Source organism: Duganella levis, assembly GCF_009857605.1.
Taxonomy (GTDB): domain Bacteria; phylum Pseudomonadota; class Gammaproteobacteria; order Burkholderiales; family Burkholderiaceae_D; genus Rugamonas; species Rugamonas levis.
On record NZ_WWCT01000001.1, the window covers coordinates 558396 to 582146 of the forward strand.

Annotated in this window: 20 protein-coding genes; 10 read left to right on the plus strand and 10 right to left on the minus strand. The window is 63.2% G+C overall.

Features of this window, described 5'->3' with window-relative positions:
- Positions 1 to 102: 102 nt before the first annotated feature.
- Positions 103 to 3204, minus strand: a complete 3102-nt coding sequence (locus GTP69_RS02480; RefSeq protein ID WP_161053371.1) for an efflux RND transporter permease subunit — start codon at positions 3202 to 3204, stop codon at positions 103 to 105.
- The gene (locus tag GTP69_RS02485) at positions 3201 to 4289 is read right to left on the minus strand and encodes an efflux RND transporter periplasmic adaptor subunit (RefSeq protein ID WP_371867771.1); all 1089 of its coding nucleotides are present in this window, start codon (positions 4287 to 4289) and stop codon (positions 3201 to 3203) included. The genes GTP69_RS02480 and GTP69_RS02485 overlap by 4 nt, the downstream gene beginning before the upstream one ends.
- A 167-nt stretch (positions 4290 to 4456) precedes the next feature.
- Between GTP69_RS02485 and hpnC the strand changes: the two genes are divergently transcribed.
- Both hpnC and GTP69_RS02495 read left to right on the plus strand, forming a co-directional pair.
- Positions 4457 to 5299, plus strand: a complete 843-nt coding sequence (gene hpnC, locus GTP69_RS02490) for a squalene synthase HpnC (protein WP_161053372.1) — start codon at positions 4457 to 4459, stop codon at positions 5297 to 5299.
- A gap of 64 nt (positions 5300 to 5363) precedes the next feature.
- On the plus strand, positions 5364 to 5867 hold the full coding sequence (locus GTP69_RS02495; protein ID WP_161053373.1) for a hypothetical protein: 504 nt from the start codon (positions 5364 to 5366) through the stop codon (positions 5865 to 5867).
- Here the strand turns inward: GTP69_RS02495 and GTP69_RS02500 are convergent.
- Complete coding sequence (locus GTP69_RS02500; RefSeq protein ID WP_161053374.1) at positions 5836 to 6162, minus strand: hypothetical protein; 327 nt, start codon at positions 6160 to 6162, stop codon at positions 5836 to 5838. The genes GTP69_RS02495 and GTP69_RS02500 overlap by 32 nt on opposite strands.
- Before the next feature lie 203 nt (positions 6163 to 6365).
- On the opposite strand from GTP69_RS02500, the gene hpnD reads away from it, so the two are divergent.
- From hpnD to GTP69_RS02520, 4 genes are all read left to right on the plus strand, one after another.
- Positions 6366 to 7199 (plus strand): presqualene diphosphate synthase HpnD, encoded by an 834-nt coding sequence (hpnD, locus tag GTP69_RS02505; RefSeq protein WP_161053375.1) that lies wholly within the window; start codon positions 6366 to 6368, stop codon positions 7197 to 7199.
- A gap of 16 nt (positions 7200 to 7215) precedes the next feature.
- Complete coding sequence (gene hpnE, locus GTP69_RS02510) at positions 7216 to 8643, plus strand: hydroxysqualene dehydroxylase HpnE (RefSeq protein ID WP_371867780.1); 1428 nt, start codon at positions 7216 to 7218, stop codon at positions 8641 to 8643.
- Positions 8644 to 8783: 140 nt separating this feature from the next.
- On the plus strand, positions 8784 to 9578 hold the full coding sequence (locus GTP69_RS02515) for a DUF1700 domain-containing protein (protein WP_161053376.1): 795 nt from the start codon (positions 8784 to 8786) through the stop codon (positions 9576 to 9578).
- Positions 9579 to 9588: 10 nt separating this feature from the next.
- Positions 9589 to 10395, plus strand: a complete 807-nt coding sequence (locus GTP69_RS02520) for a head GIN domain-containing protein (RefSeq protein WP_161053377.1) — start codon at positions 9589 to 9591, stop codon at positions 10393 to 10395.
- Here the strand turns inward: GTP69_RS02520 and GTP69_RS02525 are convergent.
- Positions 10382 to 11650 (minus strand): TIGR03862 family flavoprotein, encoded by a 1269-nt coding sequence (locus GTP69_RS02525; RefSeq protein WP_161053378.1) that lies wholly within the window; start codon positions 11648 to 11650, stop codon positions 10382 to 10384. The two genes, GTP69_RS02520 and GTP69_RS02525, sit on opposite strands and share 14 nt — an antisense overlap.
- A 32-nt stretch (positions 11651 to 11682) precedes the next feature.
- On the opposite strand from GTP69_RS02525, the gene GTP69_RS02530 reads away from it, so the two are divergent.
- On the plus strand, positions 11683 to 11925 hold the full coding sequence (locus GTP69_RS02530) for a hypothetical protein (protein ID WP_110847805.1): 243 nt from the start codon (positions 11683 to 11685) through the stop codon (positions 11923 to 11925).
- Here the strand turns inward: GTP69_RS02530 and moaD are convergent.
- The 3 genes from moaD to thrC are packed head-to-tail and all read right to left on the minus strand — an operon-like array spanning position 11922 to position 14880.
- Positions 11922 to 12176, minus strand: a complete 255-nt coding sequence (gene moaD, locus GTP69_RS02535; protein ID WP_161053379.1) for a molybdopterin converting factor subunit 1 — start codon at positions 12174 to 12176, stop codon at positions 11922 to 11924. The two genes, GTP69_RS02530 and moaD, sit on opposite strands and share 4 nt — an antisense overlap.
- An 8-nt stretch (positions 12177 to 12184) precedes the next feature.
- A complete protein-coding gene (locus GTP69_RS02540; RefSeq protein WP_161053380.1) occupies positions 12185 to 13402 on the minus strand; it encodes a molybdopterin molybdotransferase MoeA in 1218 nt (405 codons plus the stop codon).
- On the minus strand, positions 13402 to 14880 hold the full coding sequence (gene thrC, locus GTP69_RS02545) for a threonine synthase (protein ID WP_161053381.1): 1479 nt from the start codon (positions 14878 to 14880) through the stop codon (positions 13402 to 13404). Before thrC ends, GTP69_RS02540 begins: the two co-directional genes overlap by 1 nt.
- Before the next feature lie 191 nt (positions 14881 to 15071).
- Here thrC and GTP69_RS02550 point away from each other — a divergent pair, with 191 nt between their 5' ends.
- Entirely contained in the window at positions 15072 to 17801 is a 2730-nt protein-coding gene (locus tag GTP69_RS02550; protein ID WP_161053382.1) for a putative bifunctional diguanylate cyclase/phosphodiesterase, read from the plus strand.
- On the opposite strand, the gene GTP69_RS02555 is transcribed toward GTP69_RS02550, so the two are convergent.
- Positions 17798 to 19729, minus strand: coding sequence for a cytochrome c/FTR1 family iron permease (locus GTP69_RS02555; protein WP_229260766.1), 1932 nt, complete (start codon positions 19727 to 19729; stop codon positions 17798 to 17800). The two genes, GTP69_RS02550 and GTP69_RS02555, sit on opposite strands and share 4 nt — an antisense overlap.
- A gap of 99 nt (positions 19730 to 19828) precedes the next feature.
- Here GTP69_RS02555 and GTP69_RS02560 point away from each other — a divergent pair, with 99 nt between their 5' ends.
- Both GTP69_RS02560 and GTP69_RS02565 read left to right on the plus strand, forming a co-directional pair.
- Positions 19829 to 20209, plus strand: coding sequence for a BlaI/MecI/CopY family transcriptional regulator (locus GTP69_RS02560; protein ID WP_202424264.1), 381 nt, complete (start codon positions 19829 to 19831; stop codon positions 20207 to 20209).
- Positions 20199 to 21410 (plus strand): M56 family metallopeptidase, encoded by a 1212-nt coding sequence (locus GTP69_RS02565; protein ID WP_161053384.1) that lies wholly within the window; start codon positions 20199 to 20201, stop codon positions 21408 to 21410. The genes GTP69_RS02560 and GTP69_RS02565 overlap by 11 nt, the downstream gene beginning before the upstream one ends.
- On the opposite strand, the gene GTP69_RS02570 is transcribed toward GTP69_RS02565, so the two are convergent.
- Together GTP69_RS02570 and GTP69_RS02575 are read right to left on the minus strand one after the other, a co-directional pair.
- Positions 21391 to 22764, minus strand: a complete 1374-nt coding sequence (locus tag GTP69_RS02570) for an L-serine ammonia-lyase (protein WP_161053385.1) — start codon at positions 22762 to 22764, stop codon at positions 21391 to 21393. The two genes, GTP69_RS02565 and GTP69_RS02570, sit on opposite strands and share 20 nt — an antisense overlap.
- Positions 22764 to 23732 carry an NAD-dependent epimerase/dehydratase family protein gene (locus GTP69_RS02575; protein WP_110847798.1) on the minus strand — a complete coding sequence of 323 codons (969 nt, stop codon included), beginning with the start codon at positions 23730 to 23732 and terminating at the stop codon, positions 22764 to 22766. The genes GTP69_RS02570 and GTP69_RS02575 overlap by 1 nt, the downstream gene beginning before the upstream one ends.
- Positions 23733 to 23751 lie beyond the last annotated feature (19 nt).

Consider the following 23751-nt stretch of genomic DNA (forward strand, 5'->3'; position numbering starts at 1 on the left):
GCTCTTTGATGCAGGAGCTTTCAACTTCAACGCGATATTCTAACGGGTTTTTCGCGGAATGGTGACGATTTTTAGTATGTCGCCAACATTCCGCTCAAATTTCTAATTATTTGCCTGTTTTAGAGGCTTTTTAACTCTAAACCAGGCCGCATACAGCGCTGGAAGGAACAATAAAGTCAGCGCCGTCGCCAAAATAAGCCCGCCCATAATCGCCACCGCCATCGGTCCCCAGAATACGGAACGCGATAAAGGGATCATCGCCAGCGCCGCCGCAGCGGCCGTCAGGATAATCGGACGGCAGCGGCGCACCGCCGATTCCACGATCGCGGTCCAAGGATCGTGGCCGGCCTTGATGTCCTGCTCGATCTGGTCGACCAGGATCACGGAGTTGCGGATGATCATGCCGAACAGCGCGATGATGCCCAGGTTGGCCACGAAGCCCAGCGGACGTCCCAGCAACAGCAGCGCCATCGCCGCCCCCGCCACGCCCAGCGGGCCGGTCAGGAAAACCAGCAGCGCCCGCGAGAAGCTATGCAGTTGCAACATCAGCAGCGTGAAGATCAGGAAGATCGCCAGCGGCAGGTTGGCCGCAATCGAGGCCTCCGCTGCGCCGCTGTCCGAAGCGGCGCCTTTGACGGTGATCGCGTAGCCGGCCGGCAGCGCGTCGCGCAACGCCTTCAGTTGCGGCTCGATTTGGCCGGAAACGGTTGGGCCCTGGATATGGTCGCCCACGTCCGACTGCACCGTGATTGCCCAGTCGCGCCCTTCCCGCCATACCACACCCGGTTCCCACACGAAGTGCGCACGCGCCAGCTGGCTGATCGGCACAGACTTGCCGCTGGCAGTCGGGATATTGGTGTCGTTCAGCACCGAAATCGTCGAACGCTCATCGAGCGGCTGGCGGATCTGGATATCGATCAGCTGGATGCCTTCGCGGAACTGGCCGATCTTGGTGCCGGACAGGATGGTGTTAGCCGCGCGCATCACGGTTTGCGAGGTCACGCCCAGCGCCCGCATCTTGTCCTGATCCAGGTCCAGCCGCAGCACCTTGATCGATTCATTCCAGTTGTCATTGACGCCGATCGTATTCGGATTGGCGCGCATGATGTCCTTGACCTGGTCGGCAATCGCCCGCACCTTGGCCACTTCGGTGCCCGTGACGCGGAACTGCACCGGATACGGCACCGGCGGCCCGTTCGGCAGCAGCTTGACTCGGCCGCGCACTTCCGGGAAATCATGCTTGAAGACGTCGACGATCTTGTCGCGCAAAGCAGCGCGCGCCTTCAGGTCTTTCGGCAGCACCACGATCTGCGACACGTTGGTCTGCGGGAAAATCTGGTCCAGCGGCAGGTAGAAACGCGGCGAACCGGTGCCGACGTAGCTGGTCACGCTGACCACCCCATCCTGCTTGCGGATGAAGGCTTCGAACTTCTTCACCTGCGCCTCATTGGCGGCGAAGGTCGTGCCTTCCGGCGTCCACAGTTCCACCATCAATTCAGGACGGCTGGAATCCGGGAAGAATTGCTTCTCGATGAACTTGAAGCCGTACACGCCCAGCGCAAACACGGCCAAGGTTGCGGCGATGGTGATCCAGCGGTACTCCACGCACCAGTTGACCAGCGCGCGGAACTTGCGGAAACCTGGCGTATCGAACAACTCGTGCTCGCCGCCACCTTCGGCGTGTGGCTTGACCTTCAACAGCACATAGCCGAGGTAAGGCGTGAAAGTCACCGCCACCACCCACGAAATCACCAGCGCCAGCGCGTTGACCGAGAACAGCGAGAAGGTGTACTCACCGGCCGCCGATTTGGCCAGGCCGATCGGCAGGAATCCCGCTACTGTGATCAAGGTGCCGGTCAGCATCGGGATCGCAGTGGACTTGTAGGCGAAGGTAGCGGCGTCGAAGCGCGACATGCCCTCTTCCATCTTGCGCACCATCATTTCGACCGCGATAATGGCGTCGTCCACCAGCAGGCCCAAGGCGATGATCAGCGCACCCAGCGAAATCTTGTGCAGGTCGATGTCCAGCACGCGCATGAACAGGAAGGTGACCGACAGCACCAGCGGAATACTCAGCGCCACCACCAGACCGGGACGTACGTCCAGCCGCAGCTTCGGCTTGCTGTGCAGACCCAGCGCGACAAAGCTGACACCCAGCACAATCAGCACCGCCTCAATCAGCGTGTGGACGAACTCGCCCACCGAGGCTTTGACCGCTTCCGGCTGGTCCGACACGCGCTCCAGCTCGATGCCGACCGGCAGCTTGGCCTTCAGCATGCGCACGGTTTTCTCCATGTGCTTGCCCAGCTCGATGATGTTGCCGCCCTTCTCCATCGACACGCCCAGACCGATCACTTCCTTGCCATTGAAGCGCATCTTGTTGCCCGGCGGGTCCTGGTATTCGCGCTTGATGGTGGCAAAGTCGCCCAGGCGGAAAGTGGTGCCGTTGGCGCGCAGTTCCAGCTCTTCCAGATCTTTAACGGTCTTCAGCGCGCCGGTCACGCGGACTTGCAGGTTATCGGTCGGCGTCACCAGCACGCCGGTGGCTTCCACCGAATTCTGCGTGGCGATCTGGTTGGCGATGGTCTCGATCGGAATGCCCAGCTGCGCAAACTTCTGGTGCGAGAACTCGATGTTGATCTTCTCATCCTGCACGCCGAACAATTCCACTTTGGACACCAGCGGAACACCCAGCATCTGCTGGCGCACGAAATCCGCGTAATCCTTCATTTCGGCATAGGTAAAGCCGTCGCCGGACAGCGCGAAGATCGAGCCGTAGGTATCGCCGAATTCATCGTTGAAGAACGGTCCCTGCACGCCGGAAGGCAGCGTCAACTGGATATCGCTGATCTTCTTGCGCACCTGGTACCAGGCATCGGCCACACTCTTGGGCGGCGTCGATTCGCGCAGCTTGAGGATGATGGTGGTCTCGCCCGGCTTGGAATAGCTGGAAATCTCGTCGATGCCCGGCGTTTCCTGCAGCTTTTTCTCCAGCTTGTCGGTGACCTGCTCGGCCATCTGCAAGGCGGTCGCGCCCGGCCAGTTGGCGCGCACCACCATCGCGCGGAAGGTGAACGGCGGATCTTCATCCTGGCCGAGGTTGCTGTAGCTGAGGAAGCCGCCGATCAGCAACACCGCGATCAGGTAACGCGTCAGCGGGATGTGCTCCAGCGCCCAGCGTGAGAGGTTGAATCCTTCCTTCATTTGGCCGCCTTTGGCAGGTCATTGCCGAGGATGGTCACTTTCTGGCCCGGCTTGAGCAGGTTGACGCCGGCCGTCACCACCGTCTGACCTGGCTTGACGCCGCTGGCCAGCACGATATCGTTGCCGGCCACGCCGCCGATGGTCACCGGCACCAGCTTGACGGCGCCCTGCTCCACCAGCCACACCGAGGTAGCGGATTTCTCATAGAACAGTGCCGTCAGCGGCACCTTGATTTGTGGCGTTGGCGTCTTGGAGGCGAACTGCACCACGGCCGTCATGCCCAGCTTGGCCTCGGCCAGCGAATCGGGAATCGATACCTTGACGGTGTAGGTACGGGTGGATGGATCGGCCACCGGCGAAATTTCGCGGATCTTGCCGGGCACGGTGTTTTTCGGGTCAGCCCACAGGCGTACCTGCACGTCCGGAATACGGCGCAGCACGTCGACCTTATCTTCTGGCAGACCGATGACGATTTCCTTCTCGCCCGATTTGGCCACGCGCACTACCGGCGTGCCGGCCGCCACCACCTGGCCGATTTCAGCGTCAACTTCGGTCACCACGCCGTCGACATCGGACAGCAGCGCTGCATAGGCCGCCTGGTTGGACTGGCCGCGATACGCCGCCTGCGACGCGTCCACATTGGCCTGCGCCGCCTTGAAGGTCGAGTCTTTTCCATCCAGCACGGACTGGCTGACGAAACTCTTACTGACCAGTTCCTGGTAGCGCTTGAGATCGGCCTTGGCCAGGTCACGGTTGGTTTCAGCGGCGCGCAGATTGGCCAGCGCCTGGGCTTGCGACAACTGCAAGTCCTGTGGATCGAGCTGCATCAGCACCTGGCCTTTTTTCACCAGCGTGCCGACATCCACCTTGCGGTTGACGATCTTGCCGCCGACGCGGAAGCCGAGGCGCGACTCCACCCGCGCCCGCACTTCGCCGGAAAACTCGGCATTCACGTCAATGTCGCTGCTGGCGAGCAGCATGGCGCGCACCGGGCGCATGTCTTCGGTTTTCTCCTCGTGCTTTGAGCAGGCCCCAAGCAGCACCAGCGCCGAGGTGGCGACCAGCATATTCTTCAAAGTGAACACAGCGGCTTCCTTTTAATGACTATCAAGTTATTTATAAATTATAAGCCGAATAACTTCGTTTGCAAATGACCGAAGCGTCATTAATTTTGACCTTGCTCTTATTTCATGATGGCACTACCATTACGCGCTGGAAACCATACCCCGGCAACTGCCGCTCGCTCCGCTCTATGCCGGTTGATCACTACGAAAACTTCCCTGTCGCCTCGATTTTGTTGCCCAAGCGCTTGCGCCCGGCGGTTGAAGCCATCTATGCCTTCGCCCGTAGCGCCGACGATCTGGCCGACGAAGGCGACGCGGCGCCCGAAGAACGGCTGGCAGCGCTGACCGCCTACGAAGACGCGCTGGCCCGCATCGAGCAAGGCAGCACCGACCATCAACCGATGTTCGAGCGTCTGGCGCAGGTGGTGCGGGAATTCGAGCTGCCGCTCAAGCCGATGTACGATTTGCTGTCGGCCTTCAAGCAAGATGTATTGGTATCGCGCTATCAGACCTATGACGCGCTGCTGGATTACTGCGCCCGCTCGGCAAATCCCGTCGGCCTGCTGATGCTGCACCTGTACGGCGCGGCGGACGAGGAAAATGTGCGGGATTCGGATGCGATCTGCACCGCCTTACAGCTGATCAATTTCTTGCAGGATGTGGCGATTGATCTGCACAAGGAGCGCATCTATATTCCGCTGGAAGATTTGAATCGCCATGCGATTTCGCCGGCGGCGCTGGATCATATCAGTGCGCGTCCGCGCTGGCGCTCGCTGATGCGCTTTGAAGTGCACCGCGCGCGCGCACTGCTGCTGAGCGGCGCGCCGCTGGCCTTGCGCCTGCCAGGCCGCATCGGCTTCGAATTGCGCATGGTCGTGCAAGGCGGCCTGCGCATTCTGGACGCGATCGAGGCGGCCGAGTATGACGTGTTCCTGCACCGTCCCAAGCTGAGCAAGCGTGACTGGATGGGCATTTTGTGGGCCTCGCTGCGCATGAAGAAACGCCTGAAAGCCGTGCTCCGCACCGCTTGACACCCCTCAATTGACGCCGCTGGCGAGACGCCTATACTGGGTAGCCAGTAGCCGGAGCACAGCCATGGCGGACATGACCCGAGAAGAAGTTGACGCGAAGATCCTCGCCAACGAGGCGCGTAGCGACGCGCAGGTAGCTGCCATTCTCGCCAAGATCGACGCTATCATCGCCAGGATGGACGCCTTTGAACGGGAAATGCGCGAGACCACACGCGACATTGTCGCCGAGATGAGAACCCTGAAGAGAACCATGGTCATCACCATCATCAGTGCCGGTCTGGCGGTAGTCTTCGGCGTCGCCGGTTTCAATGCTGCCCTGCTAAACAATATGAGTGCCATGTACGACTCCGGCACGGCAAGTGGCGAATGGCGCAGCAAAATGGAACATCGGATGACAGGAATGGAACAACAGATGGCCGACAACCGCGCCGAAACGCGGCAGCAGGCGGCTGAAACACGTCAAATTCTGGATAAAATCAACCAGCGGCTAGACGCGATCGAAGCGCATCAGCGGGTGGAAGCGGAACGCGGCAGCGTCAAACGGGAGCGAGAGTCCGGGCGGAACTGAGTTTCTGGTCGTTGCGGTCGCGCAATGACGGCACGGCGGAAGATGGCGGCGCCGACACCTTGGGCGTCGCCACCGGCACCGATGGCTTGGACTGTTTCAACACCAGCTCGCGCACCGACGCTGCTTCCGACACCGACAACGCCGTCTGGCAATTCACGCCCTCGTTGGAAATCTGCCATTCCTGGTAATCCCCCACGCTCAGCGTACGCAACTTGTGCTCATCCAGCAACTTGCAGCGGCCCGCCACTTCGCGCGCCTCCGCCAGATTCTGCATGTAATAAGTGGCCGTTTTCATGGGTGCCGTATCGTCCGCAGACGAGCCCTGGCACCCAGCAAGGGCTGGAATGACGAACAAGGCTGCAACAATCTGGTGATTCATACGTTAGCGACTCCGACAAAGGTAACATATTGTATCCGCAAAACGCCTTAAGTTGCAGACCACGCTGTTGCCCCTTCCTATAGAATAGCGGCTTCGAACAGCTTCTTGCTTTTTTATCCATGTCTCCCGACGACTACTGCCAGCAAAAGACCGCCCAAAGCGGCTCCAGTTTTTACTACAGCTTCCTGTTCCTGCCGCCGGAGCGTCGCCGCGCCATTACCGCCTTGTACGCGTTCTGCCGCGAAGTCGACGATACGGTGGATGAATGCACCGACGAATCGATCGCCCGCATCAAGCTGGCCTGGTGGCGCAAGGAAATCGGCGACATGTACGCCGGCACCCAGTCGCACCCGGTGACGCAGGCGCTGGCGCCGCACTTGCAACCGTACGACCTGAAGCAAGAGCACTTCCAGGCCATCATCGACGGCATGGAGATGGACCTGAACCAGACCCGCTACCTCGATTACCCGGCGCTCAACAAATACTGCTGGCACGTGGCCAGCGTGGTCGGCATCCTGTCGGCCAGCATCTTCGGCGTGACCAATCCGCAGACGCTGCAATTCGCCGAAAAGCTCGGCCTGGCCTTCCAGCTGACCAACATCATCCGCGACGTCGGCGAAGATGCGCGCAAAGGCCGTATCTACCTGCCGATCAACGAGCTGCAACAATTCAACGTCACCGCCGCCGACATCATCAACGCCAAGCACAGCGACAAGTTTGAGAAGCTGATGGCGTTCCAGATCGCCCGCGCGCAAACCGTCTACGACGAAGCCTTTGCGCTGCTGCCGAAGGAAGACCGCCGCGCCCAGCGCCCCGGCCTGATGATGGCCGCCATCTACCGCACCCTGCTGACCGAAGTGGAAGCCGACGGCTACCACGTGCTGCAACACCGTATCTCGCTGACGCCGCTGCGCAAGCTGTGGCTGGCATGGAAAACGTATATCCGTGGTTGAGCCGGACATCGCCGCTATTGCTGGTTCTCCGGCAGACAAGCGCGGCCAGGCCGAGCCGGGCCAGACCGCCCGCTCGGTGGCCGTCATCGGCGCCGGCTGGGCTGGCTGCGCGGCGGCCATCGAACTGGCCCAGGCCGGCTACAAGGTCACCCTGCTGGAAGCGGCCCGCACACTGGGCGGCCGCGCCCGCCGCGTCGACACCGACCGCGCCCACCTCGACAACGGCCAGCACATCTTGTTGGGCGCCTACAGCGAAACCTTGCGACTGATGAAGCTGGCCGGCGTCGAGCGCGACCAGGCCCTTCTGACACTGCCGCTGCAAATGCGCTATCCGCCCGGCACCGGCGGCATGGACTTCGCCGCGCCGGCGCTGCCGCTGCCGGCCCCGCTGCACCTGGCCGCCGCGCTGTTCAAGGCCCAGGGACTGACGCCACAGGACAAACTGAGTCTGGCCCGCTTCTCGACCTCCGCCCGCTGGATGGGGTGGCAACTGAACACCGATTGCAGCGTCAGCGAACTGCTGGAACGCTTCGACCAGACCCCGCGTCTGACCAAACTGATGTGGCGCCCGCTGTGCCTGGCCGCGCTGAACACGCCGCCGGAACGCGCCTCGGCACAAATCTTCCTCAACGTGCTGCGCGACAGCCTGGGCGCGCGCCGCCGTGCCTCCGACATGCTGCTGCCGCGCACCGACCTGAGCAAGCTGTTGCCGGAAGCCGCCGCCGCCTTCATCGGAGCACGCGGCGGCACGGTCCGCAGCGGCGCCAAGGTACAAGGCATCCACTCGATCGAAGGCCGCCTGTGGCAGCTGGACATCAGCGGCGCCGCCGTCGGCGGCACCTGGAGCACCTATTTCGGCGGCGTGGTGCTGGCCACCGGCGCTGCCCAGGCCGCCGCCCTGCTGCACGATATTCCGGAACACGACACCACCGCCCTGTGCGGCCAGCTGACCGCCTTCGAGCCGGAAGCCATCACCACCGTCTACCTGCAATACGACGCCGCCACCCGGCTGGACCGGCCGTTCTACGCCCTGCTGGACGAGCCGTACAACCACCACTACGGCCAGTTCGTGTTCGACCGCGGCCAGCTGGACGCCAGCCAGGCCGGCCTGCTGGCGGTGGTCATCAGCGCTTCCGGCCCGGCAGCCGCCCAGCCGCAGGAATTACTGGCGGAAGCGGTGGCGGTACAGCTGGCGGTCGATTTCCAGCGCCCGGAACTGGGCCGTCCCGACTGGTTCAAGGTGATTACGGAAAAACGCGCCACCTACGCCTGCGCGCCCGGTCTGCGCCGTCCCGGCAACGACAGCGGCCTGCCCGGCCTGGTACTGGCCGGCGACTACACGGCCACCGCCAATCCCGCCCAAACCTACCCGGCCACGCTGGAAGCGGCGGTCCGCAGCGGTGTCGCCGCCGCTGCCCTGCTCAAGAGGAGCACCGTCCAGTAGCCCTTTTTGGTCGCCTGTGCCGCCGTTTTTGCAGCCTGTCACATGCCGATGGCGCGTAGACGGGCCTGTGCGTACAGTCGCATCATCGGCAAAAGCCGTATATTGCGATGGACTTAGAGAATTATTGGAAAACTGACATCATGACCAAGCAGGCATACCTCGACGCGCTCAGGCAAGCGATGCAGGGTCTGCCACCGGAGACGGTGGCCAAGACCCTGGCCTACTACGAGCAACGCTTCATCGACGGCTTGGTGGCCGGCCGGAGCGAGGCCGAGGTCTATCAGGAACTGGACGAACCGCGCAAGATCGCCATGACCTTGCGCGCCAATGCGCACCTGAGCGAATTCGGCCAGCACAAAACCCCGTTCAACCTGGCGCGGGCGATGGTGTCGTTTGTCGGCCTGTCGATCTTCAACCTGTTCATGGTGATCCCGGCCCTGGTGTATGCCAGCCTGCTGGGGGCGATTTACGTGTCGGCGTTCGCCTTCTACATCGGCGGCGTGGCGCTGACCGCCAGCGGCCTGTCAGGCCAGAACGAACTGGCGCTGGAAGGCCCGCTGCGCCATCTGATGGAATTCACCAACTCGCACTTCGACACTCCGCAAGAGGAAGAAGACGCTCAAGGCTGGCGCGTGTCGATCGACCGCATGGGCGTGCAGCTTAACAAGGACGAACAGACCGGCGCGCCAACCGAGGAGGAAGGCCTGAGCCGCAGCGGACGCCTGCTGAACCGCGCCGAAGCCGTGGCCACCGGCGACCTGCTGATCACCACCGATTTCGACAACGGCGCCCGCACCACGCAATCGCTGATCGGCCTCGGGCTGGTGCTGGGCGGGATCGGCCTGTGCCTGATCAGCATCGTACTGACGCGCTACACGGTAATCGGCCTGAAACGCTATGCGGCGATGAATATTTCGCTGCTGCGCGGCCGTTGAGGAGGACGAGATGCGAGCATTAATGAAAATCGGCGCCAGCCTGCTGTTACTGGCCTTTGTGCTGATCGGCGTCAGCTACAGCATGCTGAAGGCTTACGGCAGCAGCAGCCCAACCAGCACCGCCGGCCGTTCGCTCGGCAGCGAGACACGCAAGATCGACGCCATGGCCACCTCGGTGGAGTTAAGTGGCCCGATCGACCTGATTCTGATGCAGGGCCAGAACGCCTCGCTGCGCGTGCGCGGTGAACAGCGTTCGCTGGCGAATATCGAGACCCTGCAGGATGGCCGCGACCTGCACATTGGCACCAAGGGCATGCTGCTCAATCCGCGCCACCGGTTGCAGGTGGAGCTGGTGCTGCCGTCGCTGGAAGAACTGATGGTCAGCAGCAGCGGCGACACCAAGGTGTCCGGCTTTAACGGCGAGCGGCTGGAGTTGCAGCTGCACGGCTCGGGCAATGTGACCTTCAGCGGCCGTTATCGTTCGCTGGCGGCTGGCGCGCATGGCAGCGGCAACCTGAATCTGAGCGCGGGCAGTACCGAAAATGTGGAGCTGGAGATGGTCGGCTCAGGCCAGATCACCGCCTCCGGCAGCTGCAAGACGCTGGATGCGCAACTGACCGGCTCCGGCGACCTGGATGCGCGCCATCTGGCGGCTGAAAAGGTCACCGTGAATCTGAAAGGTTCGGGCACCAGCCACGTCTTCGCCAAACAGTCGGCCGATTTGACGCTGCGCGGCAGCGGTGATATCCGTGTGCTGGGTAATCCCGACCAGCGCAACGTCAGCCGCACCGGTTCCGGCGACGTTAGCTGGGAGTGATCGCAGCTGCACGCCAGGTCAGCGCATCGCGCGCCGCGGCCACGCCGCCGGCAAAACAGGCGGTGAGCAGGTAGCCACCGGTTGGCGCTTCCCAGTCAACCATCTCGCCGGCCACGAACACGCCCGGCAGGGCCTTCAGCATGGCGCCCTGCAAAGCATCCCAGCGCACGCCGCCGGCGGTGCTGATCGCCTCATCGATGGGACGTGGCCGCAGCAGCCGCACCGGCAGCCGTTTGATCGCCGCAGCCAATTGGGCCTCGTCGCTGAACTGCTCCTTGCTCAAACACTCGCGCAGCAGCCCTGCCTTGACACCCTTGATACCCAAACGGCTTTGCAGATGGCTGGCCATCGAGCGCGCGCCGCGTGGACGCGACACTTCGTTTAGCACGCGCTGCGGCGTCCAATCCGGCATCAGGTCCAGCCAGATCGTCGTGTGGCCCTCGGCCGCGATCTGATCCCGCAACGGCGCGGACAACGCATAAATCAAGCTCCCCTCCACACCGCCCTGCGTCACCACGAACTGCCCCTGCCGGCGCATTTCCTGGCCCTGCGCATCGCGCGCGATCACTGCCACCGTCATCAACGGTTCACCGGCATGGCGGCCACTGAAATGCTCGCTCCACGCCACATCGAAGCCGCAATTGGCCGGCGCCAGCGGCGCCACCTCCACGCCACGTGACGCCAGCAACGGCAGCCACGCGCCATCCGAACCAAGCCGCGCCCAGCTACCGCCGCCGAGGGCCAGCACCACCGCGTCCGGCGTCACCAGCACCTCGCACGCGCCGGCCACGCCCGCGTCGTCCGGCGCCGCAAAGCGCAGCGCGCCATCCTGCCAGCCCAGCCAGCGATGCCGCATATGGAAGCGTATCCCGCTCTCGCGCAACTGATGCAGCCACGCGCGCAGCAACGGCGCCGCCTTCATATCGGTCGGGAACACGCGGCCCGAGGTGCCGACAAACGTCTCCAGTCCTAGGCCCTGGACGAAATCACGCACATCCTGCGGGCCAAACGCATCCAGCATCGGCCGCAAGGCCTGCGCGCTGGCGCCGTAACGCGTGACAAAATCCGCATACGGTTCCGCGTGCGTGATGTTCATGCCGCTGCGTCCCGCCAGCAAAAACTTGCGGCCGACCGAAGCCATGGCATCATAGACGTCCACCTGCGCCCCGCCCTGCGCCAGCGTTTGCGCGGCTATCAGCCCGGCGGGGCCGCCGCCGATGACGGCGACGCGAAAAGATGTCAAACTAAACTGCATGCATTCGGTCCGATAAAAACGAGGGAGATAATATGGGTGCGCTATTCTGGATTAAACGCTTTTTGCTGGCGGCGGTGCCGCTGGCCGCGCTGCTGGCCGCCGTCGAATGGTTCAAGGGTTCGACCGCCAGGGAAGACTACCTGAGCGCCGGCGCATGGGCCTTGATCGCGGCTGCCATCTTCACCTACTCCGCCTGGCGCCGTCATCGCCACGCCAAGGCCTGCGGCATGTGCGACGACCTGGCCGCCGCGCGCAAGGCTAAAAAGACGACCTAGCCGCCGGTCACCGGCGGGAAGAACGCTACTTCGGCACCGTCGGCAATCGCCGTATCGGCGTCGCACATCACCTGGTTGCAGGCCATGCGCAGCGCCGGATGACTCAAAGCTTGCTGCCACTGCTCACCGCGCGCGGCCAGATGCTGGCGCAGCGCACCCACCGTCGCCACGCCAGCCGGCAGCGCCATCGACTCCGACGACGCTCCCACTGCCTCACGCACACTGGCAAAAAATTTTACGGTAATAACCATCTTTACAATCAGTACAATAACTCGTTAAACGGTATAAATCGAACCAGGTCGCCGGCGGCGATGGTCTGGCCGGGTGGGTTGTCGATCACGCCATCGCCCCACACGGTCGACGTCAGCACGCCGGAACTCTGATTGCGGAACAGCTCCACGCCACCCGCATCATTGATGCGCGCGCGCAGGAACTCATTGCGCTTGTCGGCCTTCGGCCAGTCGAAATCGGCGCGCATCGGGAACGCGCGCGGCGCAATCGCCCCCTCGACGCCTTGCAGGCGCAGCACGAACGGCCGCACAAACATCATGAAGGTGATGAAGCTGGACACCGGATTGCCCGGCAGGCCGATAAAGAACGCCTGCTGCACTTCGCCGAACGCCAGCGGCTTGCCCGGCTTGACGGCGATCTGCCACATATTCAGCTTGCCCTCGGCTTCCACCGCCGGCTTGATGTGATCTTCCTCGCCGACCGATACGCCGCCGGAAGTGATGATCAGATCATGCCCCTGCGCCGACTCGCGCAGCACCGAGCGCGTCGCCTCCAGTGAATCCGGCACGATGCCGAAATCGGTGATCTCGCAGCCCAAATTCTCCAGCAGCGCACGCAGCGTAAAGCGGTTGGAATTGTAGATCGCGCCTGGCGCCAACGGCTCGCCCGGCATGGTCAGCTCGTCGCCGGTGAAAAACACCGCCACCTTCAGCTTGCGCTTGACCGGCAGCTCCGCCAGTCCGACCGATGCGGCCAGGCCCAGCTCCTGGCTGCGCAAGCGCGCGCCAGCCGGCAGCACTACGCTGCCACTGGTGATGTCCTCACCAGCGCGGCGTATCCACTCGCCGGACTTCGGCGCATGCTTGATGGTGACCACATTGCCCGCCAACTCGCACTGCTCCTGCATCACCACAGCATCCGCGCCCTCCGGAATCATGGCGCCGGTGAAAATGCGCGCCGCAGTCCCCGGCAGCAAAGGCTGGCCGACATGGCCGGCCGGAATCCGCTGCGACACCGTCAGCGACGCATTGCCGCTGGCGCAATCGGCGGCGCGCACCGCGTAGCCGTCCATCTGCGTGTTGTCGGCGCCCGGCACGTTCATGCCGGAGACCTGCGCCTTGGCCAGCACGCGGCCATTGGCGGCCAGCGTCGAGATGATTTCTTCATCTGCCACCGGACGCACGGCGGCCAGCATCTGCGCCAGCGCCTCGCTGACCGACAGCATAGGCTTACGCGGCTCGTTCATTACAGCCCCGTGTTGGCGGCGATGTAGGCCTTCATGGCCGCGACATCCGGTTTCATGACCACGAACTTCTGCGGCAGGTCTTCGATATTCTCAAAGCCGTCCGGACGTTCGGCATCCTCGCCCAGCGCTTCCAGGATGGTTTCGTTGAACTTGGCCGCCAGCGCGGTTTCCAGCACGATCATGGTCACGCCAGGTTCCAGGTTTTCCTTGGCGACCTTGATGCCGTCGGCGGTGTGGGTGTCGATCACGATGCCGTAATCGTCGGCCACGTCGCGGATGGTGTTCACGCGGTCGTCGTGGGTCGACTTGCCGGACTTGAAGCCGTAATTGGCCACCAGCTTGAATTCGTCGCCGTCGCTGCCAGGCTTGCCGGACAGGTCGAAGCCGCCGTGGGTGTCCACTTTCTGGAACAGCGCGCGGGTGCGGTCGCCGTCGCGGCCCACCAGTTCATACACGAAGCGCTCGAAGTTGGACGCCTTGGAGATGTCCATCGACGGGCTGCTGGTGTGGTAGGTCTCGGCCGACTTGCGCACGCGGTACACGCCGGTGCGGAAGAATTCATCCAGCACGTCGTTTTCGTTGGTGGCCGCCACCAGCTTGTCGATCGGGAGGCCCATCATGCGGGCGATATGGCCGGCGCAGATATTGCCGAAGTTCCCCGACGGGACGGTGAACGAGACCTTCTGGTCGTTGGAGGTGGTCGCCGCCAGATAGCCGCGGAAGTAGTACACCACCTGCGCCACCACGCGTGCCCAGTTGATCGAGTTGACGGTGCCGATCTTGTACTTGGCCTTGAATTCCAGATCGTTGGATACGGCTTTGACCATATCCTGCGCATCATCGAACACGCCTTCGATGGCGATGTTGAAGATGTTCGGGTCCTGAAGGCTGAACATCTGCGCGGTCTGGAAGGCGCTCATCTTCTTGTGCGGCGACAGCATGAAGACACGGATGCCCTGCTTGCCGCGCATCGCGTATTCGGCGGCGCTGCCGGTATCGCCGGAGGTGGCGCCGAAAATATTCAGTTCCGCGTTCTGCTTGACCAGCGCGTATTCAAACAGATTACCCAGCAACTGCATGGCCATATCCTTGAAGGCCAGCGTCGGGCCGTTGGACAGCGCTTGCAGCACCAGCTTGGTGCCGTTCTCGCCTTCTTCCAGAACGCGCAGCGGCGTAATCTGGGAAGCCTTCTCGCCCTCGCGAACGTTTTTATATACTTCTTTGGTATAGGTCTTGGCGGTCAGCGCGCGCAGGTCCGCTTCCGGAATATCGGTCGCAAACTTCTTCAGGATCTCGAACGCCAGATCGGCGTACGACAGCTGGCGCCATGCGTCTAGCTCCGCGCCCGTCACTTGCGGGTAGGAGGCAGGCAGGAACAAGCCGCCATCAGTGGCCAGGCCACCGAGAAGAATATCGGAAAATTGTTGAGGAGACGAAGCGGCGGCCGACTGGGCGGCGCGAGTAGACACGTATTGCATAAATAAGAAGAGATTCCAGTTGAGCTGCAGGACGGTACAAAGCGAGGGACTATTATAGTGCGCCTTGCGGCCTCCCGTGAAATTCACGTTGTTTTATGGTCATGCCCGGCGCCAGCGGTGCTGGCTGGTGACGAGGTCAGGCCATATACTGCTGAATTACAGCCAAACTCCAGCATCTCGCCGCAAACCACATGAAGTCCCACGTCCATCCGCCGCAACCTCAATTCATCAGCTACCTGTGGGCCTGTTTTGTCACGCTGCTGCTGGTGGCGGCAGCCTTCATGTTCTACGTGTGGACTGAAAAACGCATCGACCAGGCCAACGACCTGCGCTACGCCTCGCATAACCTGGTCGAGGAATTGCGCCAGTCTTCCGATGACCTGACGCGCATGGCCCGCACCTACGTCGCCACCGGCGAAGCGCACTACCGCACACACTACAACGAAATCGTCGACATCCGCGACGGCCGCGCGCCGCGCCCGCACAACTACGAAAACGTGTATTGGGATCTGGTGCAGGCCAACGGCCAGCGTCCGCGCGCCGGCGACGCGCCCGTGCCGTTGATGCAGCTGATGCGCGAGGCCGACTTCGCGCCGGAAGAACTGGCGCTGCTGGCCGCCGCCAAGAACGAATCGGACAAGCTGGTAGGCCTGGAGGTCGCCGCCATGGACATGCGCGCGGCCGGCGGCGATGTCGCCAAGGCCACCGCCATGCTGTACGACGCCGCCTATCACCGCGCCAAGGCCGACATCATGCGCCCCATCGGCGCCGTCAACGACAGCGTCGACCGCCGCACCCGCATGCTGGTCGAGGAGACCGCGCGGGATGCCAACCTGGCCCGCTGCGCCTTCATGTTCAGCGCCGTGGTACTGGTGCTGCTGGTGTGGCGCGCCAAGCAGCGGCTGGACGCCTCGCTCGGTTGCTCGGTCGATCAGCTCCAGGCCAGCATGGAAAAGCTGGGACGCGGCGACTTCTCCGATCCGCTGACCGTCAGCGACAGCGCCCACGACAGCGTGTGGGGCTGGCTGGCGCACACACAGCAAGGCCTCGCGCGGCTGGACGCCGAGCGCAATGAGGCGGTCGAGCGCATCCAGCGCATCAGCCGCCTGTACTCGGCGCTCAGCCAGTGCAACCAGGCGATTGTGCGCAGCCACAGCGAAGGGGAACTGTTCGAGCGCATCTGCCGCGACGTGGTCAGCTACGGCGGCATGGCGATGGCATGGATCGGCATCATCGACAAGGAACATGGCCGCATCGACGTCGCCGCATCGTTCGGCGGCGGCATCGAATACCTGGAACAGCTGGAAGTCTCGCTGGACCCGAATACGCCGGAAGGACGCGGGCCGATCGGCCTGTCCTACCACAGCGGCCAGCCTTACTGGTGCCAGGACTACCAGCACGCGCCGGAGACGGCTTACTGGCACGCCCACGGCGCCCGCTATGGCTGGGCCGCATCGGCGGCGATTCCGCTGCGCCGCGACGGCGAAATCATCGGCTTCTTCGCGCCCTACTCCAGCACTGTCAACGCCTTCGATCAGGACGTGCGCGAACTGCTGCTGGAAATGACGCTGGATATCGAATTCGCGTTGAAGAACTTCGACCGCGAGGCGGTGCGCCAGCAGGCAGACCAGCGCGTACAATACCTGGCGCACTACGACGTGCTGACCGGCCTGCCGAACCGCTCCCAGTTGCACGAGCGAGCGCGTCACCTGCTGGAACACGCGCGCAACAGCCGCACCTCGATGGCGCTGATGATGCTGGATCTGGATCACTTCAAGGACATCAACGATTCGCTGGGCCACACGGTGGGCGACGCCCTCCTTTCCGAACTAGCGCTGCGCCTGACCAGCTGCCTGCGCGACACCGACTTGGTGGCGCGCCTCGGTGGCGATGAATTCATTTTTGTACTGCCGAATGCCGGCGGCGGCGAAGCCAGCGACGTCGCCCGCAAGCTGCTCGACCTGACCGGACAGGCCTACACGGTGGGCACGCACGACCTCAAGGTATCGGCCTCAATTGGCATCGCCATGTATCCGGACGACGGCCAGGATGTCGAGACGCTGTTGCAGCGCGCCGACGCCGCCATGTACCAGGTCAAGCGCGCCGGCCGTCACGACTTCCGCTTCTTCACGGTCGCCATGCAGCAGCGCGCAGCGCGTCATCTGCAAGTGGTGAACGCGCTGCGCTATGCGCTGGAGCGCGACCAGATGCACGTGGTGTATCAGCCGCAGGTATCGCTGAAGACTGGACGCATCGTCGGCGCGGAGGCACTGCTGCGCTGGAGTACACCGGAACTGGGCGTGGTGTCGCCGGCCGAATTCATTCCGGCCGCCGAGGAAAGTGGCCTGATTGTGTCGATTGGCGACTGGGTGCTGCGCCAGGCCGTGCGTCAGGCGCGCCAGTGGCTGGACGCCGGCCTGCCGCCGCTGGTCATGGCGGTGAACCTGTCAGCCATCCAGTTCCGCACCGCCGACCTGCCTTCGCATGTGGCGCAAGTGCTGTACGAAGAAGGCCTGCCACCGGAATACCTGGAGCTGGAATTGACCGAGGGCGTCGCGGTGCAGGACCCACAAGGCGCCATCGCCACCATGAACCAGTTGCATGACCGTGGCATCCGCATGTCGATCGACGATTTCGGCACCGGCTTCTCGTCACTCAGCCACCTGAAGAAGTTCAAGGTCTACAAACTGAAGATCGACCAGTCCTTCGTGCGCGACATCAGCACCGACAGCGAGGACAAGGCCATCGTCAGCGCCATTATCAACATGGCGCGCAGCCTCGGGCTGACCACCATCGCAGAAGGCGTGGAGACGACGGCGCAGCTGGAATTCCTGCGCGAGCAGGACTGCGATGAGATGCAGGGCTATCACTTCAGCAAGCCATTGCTGCCGGACGCCTTCCGCGCCCTGCTGGAAGCTTAAGCTTTCACGCGGCGTGCAGCAGAGATCCGGTTGAAACCAAAGCCGGCCAGCAGAATCGCCAGTATCAGCGCCTGAGAGCCCAGCGTTTCAGCGGTCGGCAGCACGCCCAACATGTCGATGCGCGGGAAGCTGACCGGCGTGACGCCGACCCATCCGGCTTCCTGCAACGCCGCCACACCTTTGCCAATCAGGATTACTGCCAGCACCGCGACAAAGCTGGAGGTGAAGGAGAAGAACTTCCCGATCGGCATACGCGCGCTGGAGCGCAGCAGCACCCAGCCGATGATCGCCAGCAGCACCACCGCTGCGATGAAGCCACCCAGCAGCGCGCCGCCGTTGCCATCCGCCGCCAGCGCGGAGTAGAACAGCACCGTCTCGAACACTTCGCGGTACACGGCGATGAAGGACAGCGCGAACAGGCTCCATGCGGTCTTGCGGGTCATCGCCGCCGACAGCTTCTCGCTCAGATATTCTTGCCAGCGTCCGGCGCTGCTCTTTTGGTGCATCCAAAGGCCGACGCTCAACAACACCAGCGCCGCGAATACCGAGCCGACACCTTCGCTGACTTCGCGACTGGCGCCGCTGATCGTCACCAGGTAGGTCGCCGCTACCCAGGTCAGCACACCCGCTACCAATGCGCCTATCCAGCCGGCGTGGACATGCGGCAGTACATCCTTGCGCTGCGCCTTGCGCAGGAAGGCGATGATGCCGATCACGATCAACAGCGCCTCGACGCCTTCGCGCAGCAGGATGGTCAGCGCGCCGACAAAGGTCGTCATCGGGTCGGCTTTGGCGTCACCCAGTTCGGCTTCCACCAAAGTGAATAGCTGCGTGAGTTCCTTGCCGACCGCGTCGGCCTTGGCGACATCGCCGTTGGCGACGGCGGAGCGATACGCCAGCATGGCGCTTTCGACTGCCGCCAGCAGCGACTTGTTACGCGCGCCGACCACCGGTTCGATCGGCTCGAAGCCGTCCAGATAGGCGGACAAGCCAAGCTTAGTGGCCGCCGCACGGTCACCCGCATGCAAGGCGGCCAGGCTTTCCGCCAGGCGCGTGCGCGATAGCGCCAGGCCGGATGGTTTTTGTCCTTCGGCCTGCGCTGGTTGGCTGCGAATGTAAGCGGTCAAATCACGCGCCGTCTGCATGCCGGTTTTGGCGGCGATGGCTTCCTGCGTCAGCGTCGTGACTGCGGCCAGATCGGGGAATTGAGCATGCAGCGCCGGATCATCTTTCCACAATTTTTCGCCGCGCGCGCGGGCAGCAGCGTCGAACGACAGGCCGCCGATGAAGAACGCCAGATCCCAGCGGTCCGCCTCAGGCAAGGCGGCGAAACTGGCCATCGACGTCCCCGCCACGCCTTGCGTCACCACCTGGTATAGCGCCATCAGGCTACGCGACTGCGCGCGCTCAGCGTCCGAGAAGGCAATCGGCTTGGGATCGAGCGAAGCGGCGAGCGTGCCGTCGCCGTGACCCGCCGCGCCGTGGCAGGCGGCACACTGCGCGGCATACAGCGAAGCGCCGCGCGCCAGATTCGGCATGGCTTTCGGCGCCACCGGAATCGGATAGGCCGCGATCAGCAAGGCGTTGGCGCGGTGCGCAAGATTCTTGACTTCGGCCGCATCGGCCTTGCGCATGACGGCGGCCCGCAGGTCGGCCACTGCGGCCGATACCGCAGCCTGCGATGCATGCGGCGGCAAACCAGCGGCCTGCTTGACCGCGTTGTCGGTGAAGTCCAGCATTTCCGCATATTCGGACTCACTGGCGACTACGCCATGCTCTACCGCGCCGCCGTAATCGACGGCGACATAATCAATCAGCTGCCATAACTGCTTTGCGCCGGCGTTTGGATCGTTCGCCTGCGCGTGCACGGTCCCATTCAGGCAAAAGGCAAGCAGCGCTATCGACCAGATTCTCATCGCAATCAACATGATTCTTATTCTCATTGTTTATCCAAGTCGGCGACTATATGTCAATTTTGAAGTTTGTGCAGGTTGACATCGTCGATTACATATGTAATCGTTAACCGCATGAATAAACCTATCCAAATCAGCGAGGCTGAATCGCAAGTCATGGAAGTGCTGTGGAGCGGTAGCCCGCGCACGGCGGAAGACGTGGTGGCGGCGCTCAGCGATCAACAGGCGTGGCAGGTCGCCACCATCAAGACGCTGCTGAATCGCCTGCTCAAGAAAGGCGCGGTGCTCGCCGAGAAGGATGGCCGGCGCTTCCTCTACTCACCTCTGTTGACGCGTGACCAGTGGCTGGTGACGGAGAGCGGCAGCATGGTGCAGCGCCTGTTCGGGGGCCGCATCGCGCCGCTGGTCGCTCACTTTGGCCAGCACGGCAAGCTGAGTGCCGACGATCTTGAAGACCTGAAGCGTTTAGTCAAAGAGCTTAGCGATGGCAAATGACATCCTGCATGCGCTGCTCGCTGCCAGCCTGATTGCCGGCGCTGTCATCCTGCTGCTGTGCGTCGCGCGCGTGCCGTTGCGACGGGCGTTCGGCGCGCGGATCGCCTACCTGGCTTGGGCCGCAGTGCCGATCACGCTGACGGCGACGGCGTTGGCCGTGCTGTCCGCCGTGCGCATGCCGGCACAGGTGCAGCAGGTGGTGGCGCCGTTGCGCCATCTCGCCAGCGCCGGCCTGCCCGCCGCCAGCATCGCCAGCATGCCATGGCAGCAGTGGCAGACGTGGGCGGTGACGGCCTGGCTGGTGGTGGCCGTGACGATGCTGGCGTGGTATGGCGTCGCGCACAGTCGCTACCGCAAGCAGCTTGGCCCACTCCTCCGCGACGGCAGCATCTATCACAGCATGCGCACCGACGAAGGCCCTGCGGTGGTTGGTCTGTGGCAGCCCGTGATCGTGGTGCCGGCCGATTTCGGCGCGCGCTATACAACGCAAGAGCAGCAACTGATCCTCGCCCACGAAGCTGTGCATCTGCGCCGCCGCGATCCCTTGATGAACGCCCTGTGCGCACTGCTGCAATGCGCACTGTGGTTCCATCCGCTGGTGCATCTGGCCGCGCGCCGCTTCCGGCTGGATCAGGAATTGGCGTGCGACGCCGCCGTCATGCACGCGCATCCGGGCCTGAGGCGCAGCTACGCCGACGCCATGCTGAAAACGCAGATGTCCACCCAGGCAGCACTGATTCATTGCCACTGGCAGTCCACTCACCCACTGAAGGAGCGCATCATGCAGTTGCAGCAAACGCCACCCACCAAGCTTCGCCGCGTGTTCGGCCGCATCACCATCACTGCCCTCGTCGCCGCATGCGGCTACGGCGCCATGGCCGCCAACGCCGGCGTGGAAAGCCCGGACAAATACATGGTCAATATGAAGTTGGTCGCCGGCGGCGAGTCGTCCTCGCCGGCACTACTGGTACAGGAAGGCGTGCAGGCGGCGGTGGCCAGCACCGGGAAAGACGGTGTATGGCGCACGGAACTGGTGCTGACCAAGGCCAGCCCCAGTTCCGTGTTTGTGAAGGCGGTCATCAAGCATGACGACCGCGTGATCAGCAGCCCAGGCTTGCTGGTGCCGATCGGCGAAACCGCAACCGTCGGCGTAGACGATCAGTTCAAACTACAACTGGCCGTCAGCAAGCCGCGTGATTGACGGTGATGACGTGAATCGCCAGGCCGCCCAGCGAAGTCTCTTTGTACTTCGCCTGCATGTCTGCGCCGGTCTGGCGCATGGTCTCGATCACTTCATCGAGGCTGACGAAGTGCGTGCCATCGCCCTTTAGAGCAAGCGAGGCGGCCGTGATAGCCTTGACGGCGCCCATGCCGTTACGCTCGATACAGGGAATTTGCACCAGCCCTCCGATCGGATCGCAGGTCATGCCCAGATGGTGTTCGATGCCGATTTCGGCGGCGTTCTCGATCTGGCCATTGCTGCCGCCCAGCGCTGCGACCAGGCCAGCAGCAGCCATCGCGCAAGCGACGCCCACTTCGCCCTGGCAGCCGATTTCCGCGCCGGAGATCGACGCGTTCCGCTTGCACAGCATGCCGATGGCAGCAGCCGTCAGCATGAAGTCGCGCACGCCGGTGACCGGGTCGCTCGGCTTGCAATCTTCTGCGTAGTAGCGCAGCACCGCCGGGATGATGCCGGCCGCGCCGTTGGTCGGCGCAGTGACCACGCGTCCGCCGGCGGCGTTTTCTTCGTTGACCGCCATCGCATACAGGCTGACCAGATGCATGGCGTCGTGCGGCAGGCTGTCCGCCGGGCTGCTAGTGCTGGCCTGCTTCCACAGGCCAGCGGCGCGGCGCTTGACGTTCAAGCCGCCCGGCAGCTGGCCCGGCGTGTCGAGGCCATGGGCGATACAGTCGCGCATCACCTTCCAGATTTTATCCAGGCCGGCGTTCAGTTCATCGTCGCTGACGCGCACACGCTCATTCGCGCGCAGCATCTGCGGGATGGTCAGGCCGCTGCGCACGCCGTGCGCCAGCAGTTCGTCCATGGTGCCGAACGGGTAAGGCACCACCACCGACGCCACCGACGCTGCTTCCTCGCCCTCTTCGCGGATAAAACCGCCGCCGACCGAGTAGTAGACTTTGGCGACGCTGCTGCCATCCTTCCGGGTCAGCGTGAAGCGCATGCCGTTCGGATGCTCGGGCAGCGATTCGGCCATATGGAAGACCAGATGCGTGCCGCGCTTGAACGGCACCACCTGCTTGCCAAGCAGCGCGAGCTGGCCGGCCGCTTCGGCTTCCGCCAGCTGCGCATCCACGCGCGTTGGCACCACGTCCTGCGGCGTTTCACCCATCAGGCCAAGCAGCACGGCTTTATCGGTGGCGTGACCGATGCCGGTCAGGGCCAGCGAACCATACAGCTCGGCCTTGACTTCGGTCACGTCCTCCAATGGCGCGTTATCCAGCAGGAATCGGCGCGCCGCAACCATCGGGCCCACGGTGTGCGAGCTCGATGGGCCGATGCCGATCTTGAACAGATCGAAGACGCTCATGTCCATCAGGCGGCCTTGCCCAGGCTGACGTCGATATTGGCCAGCATGCTGTCGACCATTTCATCGACGCCGATGCGGGCTTTCCAGCCCCAGTCCGCAGTGGCGGTGGCGTCGTCCAGGCTTTGCGGCCAGGAGTCGGCAATGGCCTGGCGGCTGTCCGGCTGGTAGGCGATTTTAAAGTCCGGCAGCTTGCGGGTAATCGCAGCAGCCAGCTGCTCCGGGTTGAACGACACGCCGGCCACGTTGTACGAGGAACGTACTTTCACCAGCTCCGCCGGCGCATCCATCAACTCGATGGTGGCGCGGATCGCGTCGGGCATGTAGATCATCGGCAGCGTGGTTTGCGGGCCGAGGAAGCATTCATAACGCTCGCCGCGCAGTGCCGAGTGGAAGATCGCAATCGCGTAATCGGTGGTGCCGCCGCCCGGAGGCGATTTGTAGCTGATGATGCCTGGGTAGCGGATCGAACGCACGTCCACGCCGTACTTCAGGAAGTAGTATTCGCACAGGCGCTCGCCGGCCAGCTTGCTGATGCCGTAGATGGTGGTCGGGTCCATCACTGTCAGTTGCGGCGTATCGGTTTGCGGCGTGTTCGGGCCGAAGGCGGCGATCGACGATGGCCAGAACACCTTCAGCGGCTTGCCGATGGCGCCGCGCTCGCGCGCCACTTCCAGAATATTCAGCAGGCCGTCCATGTTCAGCGTCCACGCCTTCAGCGGCGCCGCTTCACCGGTGGCCGACAGCATTGCCGCCAGCTGGTACACCTGGGTGATGCCTTCGTCGGTGATCAATGCGGCCAGCGCCACTTTATCCAGCACGTTCAGCGTGGTGTAGCGCGCTGCCTGATACAGGTTGGTCGGGCTGACATCGCTGGCGATGACGTTCTGTGCACCGTGTTGTGTGGCCAGTGCTTCCACCAGTTCACTGCCGATCTGGCCATTGGCGCCGATGACGAGAATTTTTTGTTGTTCCATTTCTGTGTTCCTGACGATT

Coding starts and splice junctions, on each gene's coding strand:
- GTP69_RS02560 (WP_202424264.1), top strand. CDS start 19,829: ATGAATAAACCTATCCAAATCAGCGAGGCTGAATCGCAAGTCATGGAA.
- GTP69_RS02480 (WP_161053371.1), bottom strand. CDS start 3,204: ATGAAGGAAGGATTCAACCTCTCACGCTGGGCGCTGGAGCACATCCCG.
- GTP69_RS02575 (WP_110847798.1), bottom strand. CDS start 23,732: ATGGAACAACAAAAAATTCTCGTCATCGGCGCCAATGGCCAGATCGGC.
- GTP69_RS02555 (WP_229260766.1), bottom strand. CDS start 19,729: ATGTTGATTGCGATGAGAATCTGGTCGATAGCGCTGCTTGCCTTTTGC.
- GTP69_RS02530 (WP_110847805.1), top strand. CDS start 11,683: ATGGGTGCGCTATTCTGGATTAAACGCTTTTTGCTGGCGGCGGTGCCG.
- GTP69_RS02540 (WP_161053380.1), bottom strand. CDS start 13,402: ATGAACGAGCCGCGTAAGCCTATGCTGTCGGTCAGCGAGGCGCTGGCG.
- GTP69_RS02565 (WP_161053384.1), top strand. CDS start 20,199: ATGGCAAATGACATCCTGCATGCGCTGCTCGCTGCCAGCCTGATTGCC.
- thrC (WP_161053381.1), bottom strand. CDS start 14,880: ATGCAATACGTGTCTACTCGCGCCGCCCAGTCGGCCGCCGCTTCGTCT.
- GTP69_RS02525 (WP_161053378.1), bottom strand. CDS start 11,650: ATGCAGTTTAGTTTGACATCTTTTCGCGTCGCCGTCATCGGCGGCGGC.
- hpnD (WP_161053375.1), top strand. CDS start 6,366: ATGTCTCCCGACGACTACTGCCAGCAAAAGACCGCCCAAAGCGGCTCC.
- GTP69_RS02520 (WP_161053377.1), top strand. CDS start 9,589: ATGCGAGCATTAATGAAAATCGGCGCCAGCCTGCTGTTACTGGCCTTT.
- GTP69_RS02515 (WP_161053376.1), top strand. CDS start 8,784: ATGACCAAGCAGGCATACCTCGACGCGCTCAGGCAAGCGATGCAGGGT.
- hpnC (WP_161053372.1), top strand. CDS start 4,457: ATGCCGGTTGATCACTACGAAAACTTCCCTGTCGCCTCGATTTTGTTG.
- GTP69_RS02500 (WP_161053374.1), bottom strand. CDS start 6,162: ATGAAAACGGCCACTTATTACATGCAGAATCTGGCGGAGGCGCGCGAA.
- GTP69_RS02495 (WP_161053373.1), top strand. CDS start 5,364: ATGGCGGACATGACCCGAGAAGAAGTTGACGCGAAGATCCTCGCCAAC.
- moaD (WP_161053379.1), bottom strand. CDS start 12,176: ATGGTTATTACCGTAAAATTTTTTGCCAGTGTGCGTGAGGCAGTGGGA.
- GTP69_RS02550 (WP_161053382.1), top strand. CDS start 15,072: ATGAAGTCCCACGTCCATCCGCCGCAACCTCAATTCATCAGCTACCTG.
- GTP69_RS02570 (WP_161053385.1), bottom strand. CDS start 22,764: ATGGACATGAGCGTCTTCGATCTGTTCAAGATCGGCATCGGCCCATCG.